Below are 20,925 nucleotides of genomic sequence, written 5' to 3'. Positions count from 1 at the left end.
GCGCTCACGGTCTACTGCCGTCGCCCAGTTCCGGGGCGACAATTCTGCTCAGAGCACGAAGAGCACGGTGGCTCAGGACTCGAACGACGTCTTCGCTCTCACCCATGATCTCCGCGGTCTCCTCGGCAGAAAGGCCCCGGAGAAAGCGAAGTGCAACGCACTCGCGCTGCTGGTCGTCAAGGCGATGGACGGCTTCCAGCAGCGTCTCGTTGGAAAGTCGGTTCAGCACCGAGTCCTCCGGGGACGCCTCGACCTCGTTGGAGTCGAGCATCTCGCCGGTGGAGACCTCCATGCGGTGCCGGCTGGACCTGAGGTGGTCGGCGACCAGGTTGCGGGCGATGGCAACCAGCCAGGCCCCGAAGTCCCGGCCCCGCCAGCTGAAGGTGGTGATGCGGCGCAGCGCGCGCACGAAGGTCTCGCTGGTGAGGTCCTCGGCCAGGGCGCGGGTCGACACGCGGTAGTAGATGTACCGGAAGACCGTGTCGCAGTAGATGCGGTAGAGCTCGCCGAAAGCGTCCGCATCACCCTCTTTGGCCTTGGCCACCAAACCAACAACGACGTCGGATTCGTCCACGGGAACGTCAAAGCGCTGGTCCCGGTCATCGGAGCTGCTCGCGGATCCGCTCTCGACGTCGGCGTCGGGGCCCGTCCAGGCGTAGTCAGAGATCGTTACAGCTCGAACCGCCTTATGCAGGAGAAGCAGGCCAGCCGGCGCGGCAGGCTCTGGCCCCGACACGCCGCTGTAGACCTGGTCGAAGCTCCAGGCCTCGGACGGAACAGACTCGGACTCGGCCCTGTCGTCAGCCTCCAACAAGGTCAACAACAGTCGAGCCTGATCTGTCTTCGCCGCGGCATACCTCAGAAGGTCGGCGTCGGTGACGGCCAGCAGAGCGTCAAGCTCAGAATCGGACAGCGCCCCGCGCTGGTTGGGACTGGGCAGGTCAGTCATCACGCAGTCCTCCCTTCGACACTCTCCGCCAATGCCGAGCGAAGCACCGAACGCGTCTTCTTCAGCATGTCGGTGACCTTCTGAGCGTCCGTGTCCAGCCATTGCGCGATCTCGACGTTGGTGAAGCCGTCGCGATGGTAGGCCCAGACGACTCGAGCGATCTCGTCGATCTCCGCGAGAACGTGCTGGACAGTGAGCGTCAGCGCGGTCAGCTCACCGACTTCGTTACCGGGATTCGAGCGATCTGGAAGCTCGCCGACTGGTGATTCGGAAACTCGCCTTCTCGGTCCAGGAGGACGTCTCCATCGTTTGATCGCGACGACTCGAATCCACCCGCCGGGCTTGTCGACCGACTGCCATCGCTCAGGGTGGGTCGTGAGCTCGGACCACGCGGCGCAGAACGCCTCCTGGGTGGCATCCTGGGCATCGGCCAGCGTGGCTCCGCACCGCATCATGAACGCCACCACCTGGGCATGCTGCTGCTCGCAGAGTTCGAGGAAAGCCTCACGCATCCTGACCAGAGTGGCACAGGGGAGCGGAACGGAGCCAGGGGCGCCGGTACTCGCTTCGTCCACGCTGAAGCCGGGTTCATCAGGCCCCGTCGACACGGTCGCCCCAAATGCTGGACGGTTCGGCACCGAACTCAATGAGGATTCCGTTCTCACCGAGGTCGACCAATCGACTCCCCGGCCCCAGATTGCGAACGTGGTCAGCCCTGGCCTCCTCCCGGGCTCGGTGCCGCTGTATACGCGCCCTGAACCAACTGCCGGCCAAGGCCAAAACGGCGCCGGTGACGGCAGTCACGGTCGAGGCAAAATCCATGGTGTCCTTCACAGTCCCAGCCACGGCTCCCGGGGACGGTCCCCGGATTCACCGCTGCTGTCTCACTGGGAAGTGGCCATGGATCGCATGATCGGGAAACCGGGTTTTACCGCGGCCACGAAGTCTCCGTGGCGCCCTAAAGATCCTGCTGCCGCCGACGCCGACACTCCCTGAGGGACTCTGTTGTCCGTTGTGATGACTTTCTCCCGTTTCAGAGAGACGCTGTCGAGGTGGATGAAGACCTCTGATACGGGGTGAAGGAGCTGGTCATCGTGTCGATGCGTCCGCTTCCGTCCCCGCCGGTCCCGGTGGCGACGGCGGCCTTGGCCCGGGCGGTGTTCCCAGCGGGGTGTCTGGCGATGCGGCTACGTGATGAGCTGGGCGAGGTTTTCAGCAACGCCGACTTCACCGGTGCCTATCCCCGCCAGGGTGGGCCGGCCCTGTCGCCGGCGATGCTGGCGCTGGTCAGCGTGCTGCAGTACGCGGAGCGGTTGACCGACCGGCAGGCCGCGCACGCTGCGGCGGCCCGGATCGATTGGAAGTATGCCGTGGGCCTCGAGCTGGCCGATCCGGGGTTCGATCACAGTGTGTTGTCGCAGTTCCGGGACCGGTTGATCGGTAACGGCTTGGAGGCGCGGGTGCTGGAGTTGGTGCTGGACCGCTGCGCCGAGCTGGGGTTGTTGCGGGTCGGCGGCCGGGTGCGCACCGATGCCACGCACGTGGTGGCCTGTGTTCGGGCGTTGAACCGGTTGGAGTTCGTCACTGAGACGCTCCGGGCGGCGCTGGAGGCCCTGGCGGTCGCCGCTCCAGGCTGGCTGGCCGAGCACGATCTGGTGTCCGAGGCGTGGGTTGGGCGTTACGGGGCCCGTGCGGACTACTGGCGGCTGCCCAAGGGCGAGGCGGAGCGGACCGCGTTCGCAGTCACCGTCGGCACCGACGGCTTCCGGGTGCTGGACGCGGTGGCCATCGAAGCTGGCCAGGACAACGGCTTCACGTGGCTGGCCAAGGTGCCCGCGGTGGCGCTGCTCGCCCGCGTCTGGGAGCAGCAGTACGTCCGGGACCGGCGGCGCACGGTGCGTCAGCGCACCGGCAAGGAGTTGCCGCCGGGCGCGCAGCGGATCATCTCGCCCTATGATCCGGACGCCCGGGTCGGGATCAAACGCTCGACCCGCTGGGACGGATACAAGCTGCACTTGACCGAGACCTGTGATGCCGATGGCGCCACACCACACCTGATCACGCACGTCGTCACCACCGCTGCGCCGGTCGATGACGCCGCGCAGACACTGACCGTCGAGCACGATCTGATCGCCGCCGGCCGCGGCCCAGCCGAGCACCTGGTCGACGCCGGCTACATGGGCGCCGAGCTGATCGTGGAGGCCGCGCACCTGGGCATCGACCTTCTCGGGCCGGTCCCGATCGCCGGTGGCCGCCAGGAACGCGAGGGGCGCGGCTATGGGTTGGGCGACTTCACCATCGACTTCGATGCGCATACCGCGACCTGCCCGCAGGGCAAGACCAGCACCCGCTGGATCGACACGAAGATCGACGGCCACCCCCGGATCCACGTCGACTTCTACAATGCCGGCTGCCCGGCCTGCCCGGCCAAACCCGACTGCACCAAAGCCCGCTACCGCGGCCTAACCCTGCACCCGCGTGAGCAGCACGAGGCCCTGCAACGACGCCGCCGCGAACAAGACACCGACCCCTGGCGCGAACGCTACGCCACCCGCGCCGGCGTCGAGGGCACCATCGCCCAGGCCGTGAACGCCTGCCACGCCCGCCGCGCCAGATACAAAGGCCTTCCCAAAGTCCGGCTCGAACACATCCTGCTCGCGGCAGCGATCAACCTCATTCGGCTCGACGCCTGGTGGACCGGCACACCACTGGGGCCCACCAGAACCAGCCACTACGCACGCCTCGAACTCGACCTCGCCGCATAACACATCACAACCGGCAACAGAGTCCCTCAGGTTCGGCCGGCGGACGGCTGGCGTGGTTTCGTGAGCTTGGGATGTTCGTGCCGTCCGCCTGTTCCGCCTGGTGACCGGGCGGAACAGGTGCGCTCGTTGGCCGGTGTCCCGACGCCGGGCCGGTAGCGAGCAAAGGCCGGGGTGAGGACTGCCGCCGAAGGCGTTCTTTACCCCCGGCCCCATGATCACGCTGGGAGATCCGCGACGACATCTCCAGGCCCTCTTTGCCCTGGCTGCGCCATCATCTGGTGGCGACGACTCTGTACCCAGTGTCCATTGCTTCGCGCCCTGAGCTGGTACGGGCCTGGGCGGCTTCACAGGCGTCGTAGGCATCGTCTGCTTCAACGCCAGCAACCACCAGGGATGTATAGCAAGTACGAATATTGGGCGAGTGGCAACCCTCGATGATTCGGCCCCTATCGGCGTTTGGAGCGGCCGCCACAGCAATGGCAACGCATTGCTGCGGCGTTGCGTTCGCGACCGGAGCTAAGAAAATGGCACCCCCGAGGGAAAATGCGAACACGCATGTGGCGACGACAAGCCGCCTTACCAAGGTCGCCGGAATGGTCGCGATCGCCATTTACGCTCCTCGTCAAGTAAAGAGGTTGTGCTGCTCGGGATGTCACCCGAATCTTGTCATGAGGGCAACTGACAAGCATGCTGTCAGCGGACACGGCAAGATCCCCAGTGGCGGACGTGAGGGCTGGTTCTGGCGCTGATCTTGTGATCCGCCGCGTTCGTGATCTTGGTTGGTCTCTGCGAGGATCGCGTGGTGCTTATCACAGTGTTCTGATGAACTTCTGCCGCACCTTGCAGGTGTTGTCGTGGAGCAGATCGAGCGCGGCGTCGGGTCGGTGGTGCTGGGTGCTCGTGCTCGCGGCGACTCGGCGGCCTGTCCGAACTGCGGCGATGCCACGGGGCGCGTCCATGGCCGGTACGTGCGCAAGCTGCGGGACGTCGCGCTCGGCGGCGTCGGCGTTGTGATCCATCTGACGGTCCGGCGGTTCCGCTGCGGGAACCCGGATTGTCCGGCCGTTACGTTCGCCGAGCAGATACCGGGGCTGACCAGCCCGCACTCCCGGTTCACGCCGCTGCTACTGGGCGAGTTCGACGCGATCGGCTTGGCGCTGGCCGGCCGGGCCGGAGCGCGGCTGTCCGCAAAGCTCGGCATCGCGGTGAGCAGGCACACCCTGCTGCGGCGGATCCGCGCGCTGCCCGAGAGCCAGTCGGCGACCGGCCCGCAGGTTCTGGGGATCGACGACTTCGCCCTGCGCAAGGGCCACGTCTACGGCACGGTGCTGATAGACATGACGACGCGTCGGCCGGTCGAGCTGCTGCCCGAGCGCACCGCGGACCCGGTTGCGGGGTGGCTGCTGGCGCATCCCGGCGTCGAGGTCATCTGCCGCGACCGGGCTGGCGCCTACGCCGAGGCTGCCCGACTCGGCGCCCCCAACGCACTTCAAGTGGCTGATCGCTGGCACTTGTGGAACAACTTGTGCGAGGCCGTGGAGAAGACGGTCGCCCGGCACCGCGGCTGCCTGCGCGAACCGGTCGCGGAGCCCGCTGCGGCGGCGCTGGACCTGGCCGCGACCGAAGCGACCACCTCGCCGCTGGCCATCCGCACCATCGAACGGCACCGCATGGTCCACGAGCTGCTGGAACAGGGCGCGACCCTGACGAAAATCCAGCGCAGGCTCGGCTGGGACGCCAAGACCGTGCGCCGCTACGCCGACGCCGACGACCCGTCCCAGCTCATGGGCGGGGTCACCCGGCCCAGCGTGCTGGACGGCTTCAAGCCCTACGTTATCGAGCGCTGGAACGCCGGGATCACCGATGCCGTCGTCATCACCGCCGAGCTGCGCGACCTGGGCTATGAGGCCACCGACCGCACGGTGCGCCGGTTCCTGGCGCCCTACCGCAAGCAGGCCGCGAAGATCCCGGCGGTCCCGGTGCCGCCGACGGTACGGGACGCCACCGGCTGGCTGACCCGCCACCCCGAGGGCCTGTCCGCCGACGAACAGCAACGGCTCAAAGGCGTCCTGGCTCGCTGCCCGGAACTGGACGACCTGTCCGGGCTGGTCACAGACTTCGCCAAGATGATGGTCAACCTCGACGGACACCTGCTCGACGCCTGGATCGCCGAGGTCCGCATCGCCGAGCTGCCCGACCTGATCCCGTTCACCAGGGGTATCGCCCAAGACCACGCCGCTGTCACCGCCGGCCTGACGCTGCCTTTCAGCTCCGGCGTCGTCGAAGGCCACGTCAACCGCATCAAGATGCTGAAACGCCAGATGTATGGCCGGGCGAAGTTCGACCTGCTGCGTAAGCGAGTGATCTGCGCCTGAAGATCACGAACGCGGCGGATCACAAGATCAGCGCCAGAACCAGCTCATCTGTCCGCCGTTGGGGATCTTGAACTGTCCATTGACACTGGCGGGTATGGAAAACGGCCGTGTCATCGCCAAGCTCCGGATAGCGCAGATTCGGCCCCTCGAAAACGACCGCTTTCTGGCGTCGGGTCACCGGTTCGAAGCAGAAGTGGCAGCAGCCCGGAAGTGGAAGTGCGTCACTCACACCGATGCCCTGCCCGCTAGCTCGCCAGCTACACGGCACTTCACACCAACGTGGTGCAGCAGCTCGACGACAGTCAACCGCACCTGCGGATCGCCTAGCGCCGACGATCGAGTCCTACGGCGGGTGGCAGCGTTGACGGTGATTGAGACACCTGCGTCTGCGCCGGAGCTCGCCGCTCCGGGCTGAAGAGGCGCCGCCCACCAGCGGGTGATTAGAACGATCTCCACGCCACTTGATGCATATATGCATCACACTTGAGGTCATCTCGCATCTTGCCGGACCGATACGGAATCATGTCGAGGAGGAGACAGTGGGCGAACGGATTCCTGGGAGCGACGTGCGCGGCGACAAGGGGCCCATGACCTACACCGAAGGAGCCTGGCCGCATAGCGCGGTGCCGGCTCCTGAGGCACCGGTCGGCGTCCACTACGCCCTGGCCCTGGCCCGCGTGTTGGACAACACCGCCGCTGCCCGCGGCCTGTCCCACCGGGCCGTCTCCGCTGAGGCGGGCCTGAACGCGACGGCGGTCGGTCGGATTGTCCGGGGCGAGGTCTACCCGGACCTGGCAACCATCGCACGCCTGGAGAGGGCGCTCGGCACGCTGCTGCTGCCGAACGATCGGCTGCGCCTGGCGGGGTCCCCCGCAGCGTCTTAACTCTCGACGCCTTCGCCCGCCTTCCAACGGGGCTGTGGCAGCGTCGTGCCTTGCCTGCGGGCCCCGAGGACTTCCATGGATCAGGAATCGCCATGAATTCTCCTTTTGGACCACCTATTGATCTGTCGGACCTGCCCGGCTACAGCAAGGCCGACTCCCGTCCCCGACGTTCAGCGTTCGTCGAGCGCGTGTCCACCAAGGACAACCAGAACCCCACGACGTCCATCCCCGGCAGGTCCGCCTACACGGAGAGCACACCTCGCTGGGCAACCCAAGGACGGCGTCCGACGAACCACCTCCGCCTGCACGGAGAGCACGCAACGGCGCCGGCCGCGCGCACGTCCTTTCGCGAACCACCTCCGCCCGCGCGGAGAGCACGCCGCGCACTCCGGGCAGGAAAGCACGGACGGCGAACCACCTCCGCCTGCGCGGAGAGCACACCACGGCCTACGCCAACGCCTACGGCAAGTACGAACCACCTCCGCCTACGCGGAGAGCACTGCTCGCCCTTGATGTGGAACCAGACACCGGTCGAACCACCTCCGCCTGCGCGGAGAGCACCTCGGCGACGACAGCCCGGCGCCCTACGCCGCCGAACCACCTCCGCCTGCGCGGAGAGCACTGGGTCTGGGCGACGCCGTCGTGCGCGGCGTGCGAACCACCTCCGCCTGCGCGGAGAGCACCGCCGCTCGACCTCGGCGGCGAACTTCGACATCGAACCACCTCCGCCTGCGCGGAGAGCACGTGGGTACGGTGCGCGCGGTCAAAGCAGCCTCCGAACCACCTCCGCCTGCACGGAGAGCACCGCACAGCATCAACGAGACCTCCGGCATCGCGCGAACCACCTCCGCCTGCGCGGAGAGCACGCAATCCTGCTGATCACGTCGCCATGAGAGACCGAACCACCTCCGCCGGCGCGGAGAGCACCGGCGAAGCCGTCTCCGACGAAGAAGGGGGTTCGAACCACCTCCGCCGGCGCGGAGAGCACTGGAAGCCGGCCATCCCGTGATCGGCGGCTTCCGAACCACCTCCGCCTGCGCGGAGAGCACGTGTCCACGGTGGTCCCCGGCCCGCTGCACTGCGAACCGCCTCCGCCTGCGCGGAGAGCACGGTCGGCCCGCTCGGGCAGGATCCGCGTCACCGAACCACCTCCGCCTGCGCGGAGAGCACGCGATCGCCGCCGGCGCCGACCCGGTCCCGTACGAACCACCTCCGCGCAGGCGGAGGTGGTGCGCGCGGCCTGCTGGGCCGGATGTTCGGACGCAAGTTCTCTCCGCGCAGGCGGAGGTGGTGCGATCTGGATCCCGCGATCGCACGACGCGTCGCGATTCTCTCCGCGCAGGCGGAGGTGGTGCGACGATGACCTCGTGGACGAAGCGGCTCGGGTAGTTCTCTCCGCTCAGGCGGAGGTGGCGCGGAAAACGCGCTGGCCGACGCGCGCAAGATCAAGTTCTCTCCGCGCAGGCAGAGGTGGTGCGGGCATGGGGCTGACCTGGCGGCTGAACCCCCCGTTTTCTCCGCGCAGGCGGAGGTGGTGCGCCCCAGTGGACGCGGGCAACGTCCCGCAGGTCGTCCTCACCGCATAGGCGGAGGTGGTGCGCCAAGCGGTCGGTCGCCCGCGGCTGGTCTACGCGTTGTAGTTCGGTAGACGGCGGTCGCTGCGCATGCATATATGCAGCGCGGCACATACGCGGCACAACCCATCCGCATGCCGCCCGCGAGGCCACTTAGCTGCAGCTCGAAGGCTGCCTGAAACCAGAATATACAGGGGACTCATAATCCCTTGGTCGTGAGCTTGAGTCAGAACGGGGAATAGTCTAGGTCGGCGAGCCGGTCACGTGCCTTCTCCACCTCAGCTTCGAACTGGGGTGCTCTGAACTTTCTGGACAGATCGTGATGTAAGGTCTGTTTCGGAAGGTGAGGCAGTACAGGTGGCGAAGGGTTACAGGCACTTCACGCAGGAGTTCAAGGACTCGGCGGTGCGCGAGGTGGTGGAGCGGTCCCGGCGGGTCGACGAGGTTGCGAACCAGGTCGGGATCTATGAGGGCACGCTGCGGCGCTGGGTGAAGGCGTGGCGCGAGCAGTACGGGGACGAGCGTGCGGCGGCGGCCGGTACCGAGCAGACAGGCCCGGCGGCTGCGGATCTGGCAGCCCGGGTGGCCGAGTTGGAGAAGGAGAACCGGCGCCTGCGCGAGCGCGAGCTGATCTTGAAAAAAGCGGCGGCCTTCTTCGCGCAGGATCACCTGTAGCCCGCTACGAGTTCATCGACGCGGAGAAGACCAACCATGCCATCGACCTGCTGTGTGACGTCATGCAGGTCTCGCGCTCCGGCTTCTACCACTGGCGGGTGCGGCCGGCCTCGGCTACCGCACAGCGGCGCCAGGAACTGGCGGTCCTGATATACGAGGCCTTCCACATCGCCGGAGACGGCGCCTACGGCTACCGGCGGGTGCACGCCCACCTGGCCAGGCAGGACATCGAAGCCTCGCCGGAGTTGGTCCGGCAGATCATGCGGGACCTGGGTCTGATGCCATGCCAGCCCCGGCCGTGGCGCACCACCACCATCGCCGACCCAGACGCGGTGCACACCCCGGATTTGGTCGGGCGGGACTTCGACGCCGACGGCGCGGCGCCGGGGGCGGTGATGGTCGGCGACATCACCTACATCCGCACCTGGGCCGGCTGGGTCTACCTGGCCACCGTCTTGGACTGCGCCACCAAGATGGTGCTCGGCTACGCGATGGCCGACCACATGCGCGCCTCGCTGGTCATCGAGGCGATCGACATGGCCGCGGCCCGACACCGTCTGCCCGACCAGGCGGTCTTCCACGCCGACCGCGGGGCCCAGTACAGCAGCGCCGAGTTCCGTGCTCGGCTGCGGCAACTACGGATCCGGCCGTCCGCCGGGCGGACCGGGGTGTGCTGGGACAACGCCATGGCCGAGTCGTTCAACGGTGCACTGAAGAATGAATGCGTCTATCGCACCGTCTACCCGACCCGAAAGCATGCGGAGCGTGACATTGTCCGATACATCGAACTCTTCTACAATCAACGCAGGCTGCACTCGAAGCTGGGATACCGGCCACCGATCGAGGTATACCGGGAACGGCTCGAGCTGACCGCAGCATAGGCTCCGACCAGCGGATCGACTGTCCGAAATTCGTAGAGCCCCTCAGTGGAAGAAGTCGGTGGCCAACAAGGTATCGGCCTGGGCCCGCAGGAATATGCGCCAGGAGTCGTCGCGGTGTTTCGGCGGCGGGATCCGGTGGGCGCGTAGGACCTTGCGGATCGTGGCCGCGGCCACGCGGTGTCCGAGGCGGCGCAGCTCGCCTTGGATCCGCACCACACCCCAGGTTCGGTTCTCCCGTGCCATGGTGACGATCAACTGGACGAGTTCATCGCTGATCGGCGGCCGGCCCGGCGACCTCGGCTGGCGCCACTTCTTCGCGACCAGGCGGCGGTGCCAGCGCAACAGCGTGCCCGGGGTGACGATCCGGTGGCCGCGCAGTGTCTTGGGCAGAAGCTTGGACAGCGCAGCAAGCACGGCCCGGTCGGTCCAGGAGATCCTCGGCTTCGGATTCGTGCGGCGCAGCACCGCTACCTCCTGCCGCAACACCAGTATCTCGGCATTCTTCGACGCCTGCGAACGGGCCAGCAACGCCAGCCAGGACAGCAGGTTCACCAAGATCCGGTAGAGCAGACCGACGGCCACAGACCCCGATCATGCCACGGGATCACCCCAGGTTAGGCCGGTTAGCCGAGTTTCTGACCAGGACAAGGATCACGGCTCGTCGGCCATCGAACACAGCCGGAGGGCACGCGCGCTACTGCCCTCCGACAGCCTCAACGGCGGGCCGAACTCATCCATGAAAAGCGATCAGGCCCGGACCTCCGCGACTTACGTCACTGCGAACCGGGCCCTTTCGTCGGTAACCCTCCTACCGCGAGGCTTCGCATGGACACCGTCGTGACCTACACCGCCGTGCTCGACGTCAGGGAGGACACCGTGTTCTTCCTCGCCCGGTTACTGATGCTGCGCCGGATCGAACTTGGCACCCGGAAGGGCCGGCGGGCGCTGGGCTGCTACCGCCAGGCCGTGCTGGTGATCCGGTGGTTCCTGGACGGCACCCGGGTGGCGCAACTCGCCGTCGACAACAGGATCGGGAAGTCCACCGCCTACGACTACCTGCACGAGGGCATCGCTGCCCTGGCCGCCTGCGCCCCGGACCTGTCCGAGGCGATGGCTGCGGCCAAAGCCGCCGGTCACGGGCACCTGAACCTGGACGGAACCGTCGTACTCACCGACCGCTGCTCGCACCCCGGACCCAACGGTGCCGATCTGTGGTGGTCCGGGAAACACAAGCACCACGGCGGCAACGTCCAGGTGCTGTCGGACCCGACCGGGTGGCCGATCTGGGTGTCCGGCGTCCGACCCGGACGGGAACACGACACCACCTGCGCGAAAGCCGCCGCCGGGCTGATGCCGGCGCTGGAGCAGGCCGCATCCGAGGACATGCTCATCTGACGGATCTCGGCTACGAAGGCCTGGCCGGCCCCGCGTTGCGGATGCCGGTCAAGAAGACCAAGGACGTCGAGCTGTCCGAGGCGCACAAACAGTACAACTTGATCGTCCGAGGCGTTCACGGCGTCGCCGAACGCGCGAACTCACTACTGAAGACCACCTTCAAAGCCCTGCGACGAGTCCGCGTATGCCCCTGGCGGATCGGCGCGATCGCCAAGGCCGCCCTCGTCCTGCTCCACCTCGAACACGACCGCCCCCTGCCCGCCCGTCACACAACGTAATGCAGAGTTACGCGGAATGGCTCCATGTCTACACCGTTGACACCAGGGTGCGAAGATCTTCGGCACGGGACCCGGCACGCCGCCGCCCCGCCACTCTCGAAGAATGCGAGATCCCGTCCGGGTCCCGGCGCGCTACGACCCGGGCTCGGTGTCCACCACGTCCAGCGACCATGCCCCCTCGATATCCACGACGATCACACCGGGTTTGTCGGGCAGAAACCCGTTTTCGCGATACTCCTTGGTAACGGTGCTGAAGAAAGACCGTCCGCCCGAGGCGAAACCGCGATGCATCGAGTCGTCTTCACAGATGTCCCCCCGGCAATCGCAGTCCGCGTAGAAATCGACCCTTCCGCCTCCGCCCCGCACCTGGAGCACGACGGAAACGGCGTCCCCTCGGTGATGAAACGCCATGGCCCCCTTTCCACGCATGACGCTGTCGGTCGTCGGCAGCAGATCACGCGGGAGAGCAGTGACAACCCACGTCGTGGAGTTCATCGGCTCGACGCGCAGATGAGTGACGGCCACGGGGACCACAGCGAAAGCAGGGCCATGGGCATCGGCATAGAACATTGAGTGGTCCCTGACACGCTCAGCTGTACGCTCCACCGCTGCGGCCGTCGCGAAAACGTAGCCAGCCCCGCTGGCAGAGAGCCGCACCAGGGTTGGGCGCCCGGCCTCGGGACGGTCGAGAACGAACTCGGCCTGCCTGCTCTTGCCTTTCCAAGTGAATCGCGCATCGGTCGCCGCTAAAGCTGTCTGCTTCCCGAAGCCTCCAAGTTCGGCCCGGGAGAGATTCTCCAGCGGTACCGGACGACCGTTGCGCATCGCTTCCAGGCGCACGAACGCGTCCCGCCCCCGGCCCAGCGCCGGGAGCACGTACTTGCGGTTCGGCATCGCGTTCACGGCATCGCTGCAGGCTGCGCGGGCTCTGGCATACTGCGCGCGCATGTCGGCCGTCACGCCTTCGGCCTCCGGGTTGAACTCCAGACCGTCCAGCTGGCGTTCGAAGTCGGCGACGGCGGTGGCGAGCTCACCGGTCACGCTTGGAGCGAGGCCGCGAGGCCGCACCAGAACGCGGTAGACCAAGATCGAACCGAGAGCGCCCGACAGGAAACCTGTCACCGCGGACACCAATATCGACACGCATGCGATCTTAGTGTCCTGCGATCGGGCACGGCATTTGCGCGGCGTGCGGATTGGCCCCTGCGCGGCCGGGATGACGATGTCCCAGCAGCGTGCCGACCGCCCAAGAGGGAACCAGCACACGGCATCCAGCACCGTGACCAGGCCCGTGCAGCAGCATCGATCAACCTTGCCGCCGAGCTCCCGCCTCCGGTGCCGGCCGATCTCCTGGGACTGCACATCTCCACTGCGCAACACTGGGCGAACCGGACCCAGGCAGCCTGGATCGCCTACCTGCAAGCGCGCTCGGTGATCCCGGCTACCTCAGTCGCGTCGCGCGGCTAAATCCAGTCCTTGCGGCGGAAGACGAAGAAAAAAATGATGGACAGACCGATGGTGACGCCTGTAGAGGTCCAAAAGCCGATGTGGGTGCCGAAGCCAAGGTAGGGGACGTTCTGGCCGTAGAAGCCGGTGACGAGCCGTCAGGAAGAACCGCCCCGCCGAAGGACATCGTGGCGATCCTCTGCCCGTGGCGGCTGCGGGGCCGCGGCCCCATGGACCCTGGCCCGCGAAGTCAAGCAGGCTCGCCATGAAGACAGCGGGGACAAGGGCGGCGGCGAATAGGCGCCGGATGTGTACGAGGCCGTCGACAGTCGTCGGCCTCGTACAGGTGCGCGCGTCGCAGGCTGCTACTTCGCTGCCAGGACAGCCAGCAGGTAATCAGCTCGACGCCCATTCCGTTTCGGCTCCAATCCGCGAGCACCTCTGCGACGTCCTCATACAATGCCGCCCAGTGGCCGTCGGCTTCCAATCACAACCGCTGGAATCTGGATGTGACCGGCGGTCCGGATCCAGGACGCGGCGCCCTCGGTCGGCGAGGCGCCCACCGGTCGCGCCCTGGCCGCGCGGCGAAGGCCCGGGCCAGGTGACTCTGGTCCGTGCCGTCCGGCGCCGACGGTCAGACCGACGCCTTCCCACGCTGTAGTGGGCGCCGCCGCAGGTCTCGTACCATCGCGGACGGAGGTACCACCAGCACCGGGCACGCCGCCCGCATCGAGCAGTGCCGAACCACCGGTGGCTGCAGGCCGAATGCTCTGCGCAGCACACCTATCCGGCCGCTTCCGACCACGAGCAGGTCGTCGGGACGGGCGGCCAGCGAGACGAGGACCGGACCGGGCGGTCCGCACACCACCGGTGTTTCGACGGGCAGGCCGGTGGGGATCCCGCCCAGCGCCGCGTCGAAGGCGTCGGTCAGCCGCTGTTCGGCCAGCTCTCGCTGCACCTTGTGCAGCGGAGGGCAGGGTGCGCGCCGGTACGCCGCCTCCCCACCCGGCGGCGTCCAGGCCAGCACAGCCACCAGTACCGCCCGCCGCTCCCGGGCTTCGGCCACCGCGCGGCGCAATGCCTGCAAGCTGCCCAGCGAACCGTGAACCCCGACGAAGACACGCGCGCTCATAGCCGCCTCCTCTGTTCCTCAAATTCCCCTTGACCCGGTGCATCACAGTCGATCACACCGGATGCCGGATCTAGCCGAAACTCACGCGGTGCACATGAAATCCTGGCAAAACGCCAAGGTCGGTCGGACCGATGCGCACGATGTCCGAGCTCAGCCGTGACTGGAATTGCTCGCCGACGAGGTCGCCCCGCAGGCCGTCAAGTCCACCGCGTTCAGCCAGGTGATATGGGCGTCGCTGTAGCTCGACCGGCCAGAGGACCGCGTCGTCCTCGATCTGGAAAACGACGGACAGGGCGGCTGCCTGCTGAGATGGACGCCCGCCGCCGCGCCGGACGCGAGCAAGCTCGGTCACCTGCATCCGTCGTATCAATATTCTGCTTAACGAGCGGCTGCGACTCTCGCGCGGCGGTCTTCGACGTGCTCGACTACGACGGCTTCGTGGCCCTGTCGCCCTTGGCCGGTGCCCGCACAGCCACGACGAGGTCAGTGTGGACGGTGGGGGATCAAGGGGTGGCGCAGGCCGGCGTCGAAGAGGCTGTGCCCCCGGCCGCCGTCGAACAGCACGCCAGCGTGATGAGCGCTTTCCGGTGTTCGAGAGGAGTCCGCCGAGCATGCACCGCACGGCTCTACTGTCCACGGGGCGCGGTTTCGAGGGAGCGGATGGCCGCCGGGGGGTGCTGGTGGCGCGGATCGGCGGCCTGTTCACCTCGGTCACCGCCTCGCTGCTGCTCAACTGCTACTTCATCCCGCCCTTCTACCGACTCACCATCGCCGCGGGCAACAACCTCATCGCCCTAGTGGTCCTCGTCGTGGTGGGTCTGACCGTCGCCTCGGTCGTGGATCTGGCGGCCAGGCAGTCCCGCCGGGCCGCCTAGGCTTCCGCCGAGGCCGAGCCCTTTCCCGAGTTCGCGGTGGCGGTCCCGCGCGGGGACGAGGCGATCGGTGCGCTGTCGAGGCGGTTCCGCGAGACGTTCGGGATGGAGTCGGCGGCGCTGCTGGAGTGCGCCGACCCGGGCGCGTGGCGCCTGGTCGCGGCGACCTCGACGACCGGCGCCATGCTGTGCGCCAGCGCTCACGGCGACACCGTCGATCTGCGCGTCATCGACCGCGGGCCGGGCATCCCGCCCCAGGACTTCGGACGGATCTTCCCCCGTTCCAGCGCCTCGGCGACCGGGACAACACCACCGGGGTCGGCCTCGGCCCGGCCCTGTCCCGCGGGCTGGTCGAGGCGATGTCGGGGACACTCGTCCCGGAGGAGACGCCCGGTCGCGGACTGACCATGGTGACCACGCTGCCGAGATGGACCGACAGCGCACCAAGCGCACCGGGCGCGACGTAGCCGCCGGCCGGATCGACCCGCGCCGCGCGATCCGAGCGATCAGATCAGCGCGGCGTGGGGACGCGGTCCAAGCCGTCAGCTCACCAGGCGCATCCGGTCGGCCAGCCCGGTCGCGGCGGTCACCGCCTGGACGAGGGCGTCCGGCGAAGACCAGCCGTCGCGGTGCCACACCAGCAGCAGGCGATCCTCCACACGCAGGCTCAGATGCTCCAGGAGGCGCAGCAGCGCACTGACGCCGTCCACGCTGAACACGCCGTCGGTCTTCCCGCCCCGGTCCGGCTGGTACAACGGCTCACCACGATCAGCGTGGCCAGACACAGCCAGGCGAAATCGCGCCTGAAATGGACATGCAAGCCGCCGTGTGGCGAAAGGCGATGAACTCTCGCCACACGGCCGCCCTTGCGTTAGTGCATTCCGTCGGCGAGCGGCCCCAGGGAGAGCGCCGGCAGGAAGTTGAGCAGCGCCAGCAGCATCGCCGCGCCTGTGGCGAGCGCGACGAAGTTGAGCCCGGAGGCGCGCAGCGTCCCGGTGGTGACGGCGACCGGCTTCTGCTCGGCCAGCCGGCCGGCCAGCGCCAGGACGAACACCATCGGCAGATAGCGGCCGACGAACATGGTCACGCACATCCCCAGGTTGTAGAACGGCGTGTTGCCGGACAAGCCGCCGAACGCGCTGCCGTTGCTCTGCGTGGTGCTGGTGGCGGCGTACACGATCTCCGACAGGCCGTGCGCTCCAGAGTTGCCCATAGCGGCCCGGCCGGCCGGCAGTGCGATCGCCACGGCCGAGGCCGCGAGGATCAGAGTGGGGGCGACCAGCGCGTAGCACACGACGTACCGCATCTCGCCGACGCCGATCCGCTTGCTGAGGTACTCCGGCGTGCGGCCGATCATCAGGCCGCCGATGAACACCGCGATCAGCACGATCATGATCAGGCCGTACAGCCCCGAGCCGGTGCCGCCGGGCGCGATCTCGCCGAGCATCATCGCGGCCATCAGCGCCCCGCCGCCGATCGAGGAGAAGCTGTCGTACGAGGCGTTCGCCGCGCCGTCGGCCGATCCGGTGGCCGCCACCCCGAACAGCGTCGAGCCCGGGGTGCCGAAGCGGACCTCGGTGCCCTCGACGTTGCCACCGACTGCCTGCGCCACGGTGCCGGTGTGCACGCTCTGCGCCAGGTTCGCGCCGAGCACCAGCAGGCCGAACAGGATCCCGACCACGGTCAGCAGCGTCCAGCTGTGCTTCAGCGAGCCGATCATGCGACCGAAGGTGCGGATGAAAGCTGTCGGGATCAGCAGCATCAGCAGGATCTCGATCGTGTTGCTCCAGGCGCTCGGGTTCTCGAACGGGTGCGCGGAGTTGGCGTTGAAGAACCCGCCGCCGTCGCCGGACATCAGCTTGATCGGCTCCCACGAGCCGATCGGGCCACCGATGATCTTCTGCGAGCCCGCGCCGCCGGTGAGGGTGTTCGACAGCTGCGTCCCGTTGAGGTTCTGCTCGACGCCGAGCCCGATCAGGACCAGGCCCGCGACGATCGACAGCGGGAGCAGGATCCGGACGATCGAGCGGATCAGGTCCACCCAGAAGTTGCCGAGGTCGCGGGTGCCGTGCCGGGTCAGACCGCGGATCAGCGCCAGCCCGACGCACAGACCGACCGCCGCCGAGGCGAAGGCCTGCACGCCCAGGCCGGCCATCACCGACAGGTGGCCCATCGTGGACTCGCCGGCGTAGTTCTGCCAGCTGGTGTTGGTGGTGAAGCTGACCGCGGTGTTCAGCGCCAGCTGCCAGGGCAGTCCGGGGTGGCCGTGGTCCCACGGCAGCCGGTTCTGCAGCATGAACAGAGTGAACAGCGCTGCGATCCCGATGAGGGTGAACGCCATCAGGGCGCCGAAGTACCTGCGCCCGTCCTGCTCACCGTCCGGGTTGACGCCGCAGATCCGGTAGATCGCCTTCTCCACGCGCCAGTGCTTCGTGCCGGTGTAGGCGCGGGCCATGTAGTCGCCGAGCGGCACGTGGACCGCCACCAGCACCGTGATCAGGAAGACGATTTGGAGCCAGCCGTAGACGGTCATGTCAGCTCGCCTTCACCGGGTAGTGACGGTCCAGGTCGACGTTGAGCTCCAGAACGTTGACCGCCGGGTTGCCCAGGAAGCCCAAGTCCCTGCCTGTCGTATGGGTCTTGACCAGGTCCAGAACCGTGGCCAGCGGGAGGTGCCGCGCGTTCGCGACCCGAGGCGCCTGCAGCCGTGCGTAGGCGGGGCTGATGTCCGGGTCCAGGCCGCTGCCGCTGGCCGTCACGGCGTCGGCGGGGACGGCGGGATCGGCCGGGGCGCCGCCGCGGATCGGCGTCACCACTGCCGCGCTGTAGTCCTCGCCGGGCTTGGCGCACTCGACCTTGACGCCTTGGTACGCCGCCAGGAACGGGGTGGCCGGGCACGCCTGATTCAGGCTGACGACCCTGGTCACCGTGCCGGTGTCGCCGCCGGTGTAGTAGACCCCGAGAACGGCGCCGACGCCGTCGGGCGTGCAATACGGCCGTGCCCCGGACACTCCCTCCAGCGCTCCGACCTTGAGGCTGCGGGTGCACACCGTCGTCAACAGGCTCGGCTTGCCGGTGTCCGGCTGTCCGGGCGTCGGCGGGGTGTCGACGATGCTCCCAGGGCCCTGATTGCTCGCGCCGGAGGCGGTCGGGTCCTCACCGTCGGGGCGGGTTTGGAAGTACTGCTTCAGGGCGTTGCCCTGAGCGTCGGTGAAGCTCTGGCCGATCAGCGAGCTCCCGACCTCGTTGCCCTTGGAATCGGCGATCCGCGATCCCTCGGCCGGATGGTGCAGCCCCGGCGCGTGCGCGAACGCCGTCATGCCCAGCGGGTAGAGCAGCCCGACCACCAAAGTGAGTACTGCGACCACGCGCAGTGCCGCAAAGTATGTACGCACCGTTCTCACATCCCGGGGAGGAACTGGACGAGGCCGAGATCGATCAGTTTGATCGCCAGGAACGGAGCCACCAGGCCGCCGAGCCCGTAGACCCACAGGTTCCGCGACAGCAGGGCCGACGGGGACGATGGCCGGTAGCGCACTCCGCGCAGGGCGAGCGGGATCAGGGCCACGATGATCAGGGCGTTGAACACCACCGCCGACATGATCGCCGACAGCGGCGAGTGCAGCCCCATGATGTTCAGGGCTTTCAGGCCCGGATACACGCCGCCGAACATGGCTGGCAGGATCGCGAAGTACTTGGCGACGTCGTTGGCGATGGAGAAGGCGGTCAATGCGCCCCGGGTGATGAGCAGCTGCTTGCCGATCTCCACGATCTCGATGATCTTCGTGGGGTCGGAGTCCAGGTCCACCATGTTCCCGGCCTCCTTGGCGGCCGAGGTGCCGGTGTTCATGGCCACGCCGACATCGGCCTGCGCCAGCGCCGGGGCGTCGTTGGTCCCGTCGCCGGTCATCGCGACCAGCTTGCCACCGGCCTGCTCAGCCCTGATCAGCGCGAGCTTGTCCTCGGGGGTGGCCTCGGCCAGGAAGTCGTCGACCCCGGCCTCGGCGGCGATGGCCCGGGCCGTCACCGGGTTGTCGCCGGTGATCATGACGGTCTTGATGCCCATCGTGCGCAGCTCGGCGAACCGGGCGGCCAGGCCCGGCTTCACCACGTCCTTGAGCTCGATGACGCCGAGGACGCGAGCCGTGCCGTCCACCGCCTCGGCCACGGCCAGCGGGGTGGATCCGTTGGCGGAGACGGCGTCGACCACCGTCTCCAGATCGCGGGGGATCTCCCCTCCGTTCTGGCGTACCCATGCCGCGATCGAACGGGCCGCGCCTTTGCGCAGCTTGCGCTCCTGCGGGTGTTCCAGATCGACCCCTGACATCCGCGTGGTCGCCGAGAACGGGACCAGGATTCCGCCGCTGCGATCCGAGGTGGTCCCGGCGAAGTCGTGTCCCTCGCGGGCGTATTCGACGATGGACCGGCCCTCGGGCGTCTCGTCGGCGAGCGAGGCCAGCAACGAGGCTTCGGCCAGGTCACGCTCGCTGGTACCGCCCAGCAGGTGGAAGGCCGAGGCACGGCGATTGCCGAAGGTGATGGTGCCGGTCTTGTCCAACAGCAGGGTGTGCACGTCACCGGCCGCTTCGACAGCCCGTCCGGACATCGCCAGCACATTGCGCTGCACCATACGGTCCATGCCGGCGATGCCGATCGCGGACAGCAGCGCGCCGATGGTCGTCGGGATCAGGCAGACCAGCAGGCCCACCAGGACGACGCCGGTGACGCCGTTCGCGCTCAGCGCCGCGGAGTCCGGGGTGGAGCCGACGGCCTGCTTGGAGAAGATCGCCAATGGCTGCAAGGTGATCACGGCGACCAGGAAGACGAAGGTCAGCGCGACCAGCAGCAGGTTCAGCGCCAGCTCGTTCGGGGTCTTCTGCCGCTTGGCGCCCTCGACCAGGGCGATCATCCGATCCAGAAAGCTCTGGCCGGGATCGGAGGTGACGCGCACGACGATCCGGTCGGACAGGACCCTGGTACCGCCGGTGACCGCCGACCGGTCCCCGCCGGACTCCCGGATCACCGGGGCCGACTCGCCGGTGATCGCCGACTCGTCCACGCTGGCCACGCCCTCAACCACGTCGCCGTCGCCCGGGATCAGCTCGCCGACGTCGCAGACCACGTGGTCGCCGCGGCGCAGGTGCTCAGCGAACACCTCCTCGGTGACCGGGTCAGTACCGGGCCGCCAGTCGACCAGCCGCCGCGCCGTGGTCTGCGTGCGGGTCCGGCGCAGGCTGTCGGCCTGGGCCCGGCCCCGGCTCTCGGCCACCGCCTCGGCCAGGTTGGCGAACACCACGGTCAGCCACAGCCACGCGGTGATCAGGGCCGCGAACCACGACGGGTGCCAGATCGCCAGGCCCGTGGTCAGCGCCGCGCCGACCTCGGTGACGAACATGACGGGGTTTCGGACCTGGACCCTCGGATCCAGTTTGCGCAGCGCCTCCGGCAGCGCGGTGACAAGCTGTTCGGGGCGCAGAGCCCCAGCCCCGACCCGATGAGACCGCCCGGTATCAGGCGGTGCGCCGAGAGCCGCAGCCCCGGGTCTGTCAGTGGTCTGGAGGGTCATCAGAACTTCTCCGGATATCGGACGGCCAAGACGAGATAGACGAGCAGGCCGACCCCGACGATCAGCCCCACGACGGTGCCGGCGCTCACCGCGCAGCCCGCCGGAACATGTGTCCGCTCATGTGCTCAGCACA

General features: G+C 67.9%; 17 protein-coding genes, 4 pseudogenes and 1 CRISPR repeat array. Of the genes and pseudogenes, 7 read left to right on the top strand and 14 right to left on the bottom strand.

The genetic code is table 11. The annotated features are described in order from the left end of the window. Nucleotides 1–4: 4 nt before the first annotated feature. Together ABH926_RS35850 and ABH926_RS35845 are read right to left on the bottom strand one after the other, a co-directional pair. Nucleotides 5–949: a sigma-70 family RNA polymerase sigma factor gene (locus ABH926_RS35850; RefSeq protein WP_370370397.1), complete on the bottom strand. Its 945-nt coding sequence runs from the start codon at nt 947–949 to the stop codon at nt 5–7. Continuing rightward, the gene (locus ABH926_RS35845) at nt 949–1,461 is read right to left on the bottom strand and encodes an RNA polymerase sigma factor (RefSeq protein WP_370370396.1); all 513 of its coding nucleotides are present in this window, start codon (nt 1,459–1,461) and stop codon (nt 949–951) included. The genes ABH926_RS35850 and ABH926_RS35845 overlap by 1 nt, the downstream gene beginning before the upstream one ends. A gap of 618 nt (nt 1,462–2,079) precedes the next feature. Here ABH926_RS35845 and ABH926_RS35840 point away from each other — a divergent pair. Next, complete coding sequence (locus ABH926_RS35840; protein WP_370370395.1) at nt 2,080–3,714, top strand: IS1182 family transposase; 1,635 nt, start codon at nt 2,080–2,082, stop codon at nt 3,712–3,714. Nucleotides 3,715–3,985: 271 nt separating this feature from the next. Here ABH926_RS35840 and ABH926_RS35835 read toward each other — a convergent pair whose 3' ends face one another. Next, nucleotides 3,986–4,324, bottom strand: coding sequence for a hypothetical protein (locus ABH926_RS35835; protein ID WP_370370394.1), 339 nt, complete (start codon nt 4,322–4,324; stop codon nt 3,986–3,988). 244 nt (nt 4,325–4,568) lie between these two features. On the opposite strand from ABH926_RS35835, the gene ABH926_RS35830 reads away from it, so the two are divergent. The 3 genes from ABH926_RS35830 (at nt 4,569) to ABH926_RS35820 (ending at nt 10,103) form a co-directional block, all read left to right on the top strand. After that, complete coding sequence (locus tag ABH926_RS35830) at nt 4,569–6,089, top strand: ISL3 family transposase (protein ID WP_370370393.1); 1,521 nt, start codon at nt 4,569–4,571, stop codon at nt 6,087–6,089. Between the two features lie 587 nt (nt 6,090–6,676). Next, nucleotides 6,677–6,973 carry a multiprotein-bridging factor 1 family protein gene (locus ABH926_RS35825; RefSeq protein ID WP_370370392.1) on the top strand — a complete coding sequence of 99 codons (297 nt, stop codon included), beginning with the start codon at nt 6,677–6,679 and terminating at the stop codon, nt 6,971–6,973. Nucleotides 6,974–7,205: 232 nt separating this feature from the next. Beyond that, nucleotides 7,206–8,565: a CRISPR direct-repeat array (repeat unit 29 nt; unit sequence CGAACCACCTCCGCCTGCGCGGAGAGCAC). 339 nt (nt 8,566–8,904) lie between these two features. Continuing rightward, a protein-coding gene (locus tag ABH926_RS35820; protein ID WP_370370391.1) for an IS3 family transposase occupies nt 8,905–10,103 on the top strand; the annotation gives its coding sequence in 2 pieces (ribosomal slippage) (nt 8,905–9,172 and nt 9,172–10,103; 1,200 coding nt in all). A 45-nt stretch (nt 10,104–10,148) separates the two neighbouring features. Here ABH926_RS35820 and ABH926_RS35815 read toward each other — a convergent pair. After that, nucleotides 10,149–10,685: pseudogene (locus ABH926_RS35815) on the bottom strand (helix-turn-helix domain-containing protein); the annotation flags it as partial. 243 nt (nt 10,686–10,928) lie between these two features. Between ABH926_RS35815 and ABH926_RS35810 the strand changes: the two are divergent. Next, nucleotides 10,929–11,776, top strand: a pseudogene (locus ABH926_RS35810) (transposase family protein). 132 nt (nt 11,777–11,908) lie between these two features. Here the strand turns inward: ABH926_RS35810 and ABH926_RS35805 are convergent. The 4 genes and pseudogenes from ABH926_RS35805 to ABH926_RS35790 all read right to left on the bottom strand — a co-directional run bounded on the left by ABH926_RS35805 (nt 11,909) and on the right by ABH926_RS35790 (nt 14,712). Beyond that, the gene (locus ABH926_RS35805; RefSeq protein WP_370370390.1) at nt 11,909–13,138 is read right to left on the bottom strand and encodes a hypothetical protein; all 1,230 of its coding nucleotides are present in this window, start codon (nt 13,136–13,138) and stop codon (nt 11,909–11,911) included. A gap of 101 nt (nt 13,139–13,239) precedes the next feature. Further along, nucleotides 13,240–13,365 (bottom strand): annotated as a pseudogene (locus ABH926_RS35800) (magnesium transporter); the annotation flags it as partial. A 491-nt stretch (nt 13,366–13,856) separates the two neighbouring features. Continuing rightward, on the bottom strand, nt 13,857–14,354 hold the full coding sequence (locus tag ABH926_RS35795) for a universal stress protein (protein WP_370370389.1): 498 nt from the start codon (nt 14,352–14,354) through the stop codon (nt 13,857–13,859). Between the two features lie 70 nt (nt 14,355–14,424). Beyond that, complete coding sequence (locus tag ABH926_RS35790; protein WP_370370388.1) at nt 14,425–14,712, bottom strand: hypothetical protein; 288 nt, start codon at nt 14,710–14,712, stop codon at nt 14,425–14,427. Between the two features lie 253 nt (nt 14,713–14,965). On the opposite strand from ABH926_RS35790, the gene ABH926_RS35785 reads away from it, so the two are divergent. Beyond that, nucleotides 14,966–15,229 (top strand): DUF4118 domain-containing protein, encoded by a 264-nt coding sequence (locus ABH926_RS35785; RefSeq protein ID WP_370370387.1) that lies wholly within the window; start codon nt 14,966–14,968, stop codon nt 15,227–15,229. Here ABH926_RS35785 and ABH926_RS35780 read toward each other — a convergent pair. After that, the gene (locus ABH926_RS35780) at nt 15,226–15,411 is read right to left on the bottom strand and encodes a hypothetical protein (RefSeq protein WP_370361035.1); all 186 of its coding nucleotides are present in this window, start codon (nt 15,409–15,411) and stop codon (nt 15,226–15,228) included. The genes ABH926_RS35785 and ABH926_RS35780 overlap by 4 nt on opposite strands. A gap of 1 nt (nt 15,412) precedes the next feature. Between ABH926_RS35780 and ABH926_RS35775 the strand changes: the two are divergent. Then, nucleotides 15,413–15,693, top strand: a pseudogene (locus ABH926_RS35775) (sensor histidine kinase); the annotation flags it as partial. 75 nt (nt 15,694–15,768) lie between these two features. On the opposite strand, the gene ABH926_RS35770 reads toward ABH926_RS35775, so the two are convergent. The 5 genes from ABH926_RS35770 to kdpF form a co-directional block, all read right to left on the bottom strand. After that, a complete protein-coding gene (locus ABH926_RS35770) occupies nt 15,769–15,981 on the bottom strand; it encodes a hypothetical protein (protein ID WP_370370386.1) in 213 nt (70 codons plus the stop codon). Nucleotides 15,982–16,097: 116 nt separating this feature from the next. Next, nucleotides 16,098–17,759 (bottom strand): potassium-transporting ATPase subunit KdpA, encoded by a 1,662-nt coding sequence (gene kdpA / locus ABH926_RS35765; RefSeq protein WP_370370385.1) that lies wholly within the window; start codon nt 17,757–17,759, stop codon nt 16,098–16,100. 1 nt (nt 17,760) lies between these two features. Next, a complete protein-coding gene (locus ABH926_RS35760) occupies nt 17,761–18,630 on the bottom strand; it encodes a potassium-transporting ATPase subunit C (protein ID WP_370370384.1) in 870 nt (289 codons plus the stop codon). Further along, nucleotides 18,627–20,792 carry a potassium-transporting ATPase subunit KdpB gene (kdpB, locus tag ABH926_RS35755; protein WP_370370383.1) on the bottom strand — a complete coding sequence of 722 codons (2,166 nt, stop codon included), beginning with the start codon at nt 20,790–20,792 and terminating at the stop codon, nt 18,627–18,629. Before kdpB ends, ABH926_RS35760 begins: the two co-directional genes overlap by 4 nt. Next, on the bottom strand, nt 20,792–20,863 hold the full coding sequence (kdpF, locus tag ABH926_RS35750) for a K(+)-transporting ATPase subunit F (protein WP_370370447.1): 72 nt from the start codon (nt 20,861–20,863) through the stop codon (nt 20,792–20,794). The genes kdpB and kdpF overlap by 1 nt, the downstream gene beginning before the upstream one ends. Nucleotides 20,864–20,925: the final 62 nt, after the last annotated feature.

The sequence above is a fragment of the Catenulispora sp. GP43 genome, assembly GCF_041260665.1.
GTDB lineage: Bacteria > Actinomycetota > Actinomycetes > Streptomycetales > Catenulisporaceae > Catenulispora.
The sequence above is the reverse complement of the archived record's forward strand: the minus strand, read 5'-3'. Positions and strand labels throughout refer to the sequence as shown.